Here is a 230-nt window from a genome sequence, read left to right as displayed (position 1 = left end):
CAAGGGCCGCGGGGAACTGCTGGGCACGATCGCCAGCAGGGCCAGCGACATGATCATCAACCGCATCGCGACGGAGATGTCGGTGATCCGGCACAACAGTTGATCGATCCATCGGTTGCCGAGCGCGGCCGCGTCACCCACCACGACACCGACGGGGACCTGTACCACCGTGGCCCCCAGCGCGGCTCCCAGCGCGACCCGGGCGCCGTACACGGGCCGGGCGAAGAGGT

The 230-nt window shown here is 69.6% G+C and carries 1 pseudogene; it reads right to left on the bottom strand.

The annotated features are described in order from the left end of the window. Positions 1 to 230: pseudogene (locus KVT44_RS57505) on the bottom strand (ABC transporter permease); the annotation flags it as partial.

The organism is Streptomyces sp. GbtcB7 (genome assembly GCF_019091445.1).
Taxonomy (GTDB): domain Bacteria; phylum Actinomycetota; class Actinomycetes; order Streptomycetales; family Streptomycetaceae; genus Streptomyces; species Streptomyces mirabilis.
This window is presented reverse-complemented; position numbering and strand designations above follow the sequence as displayed.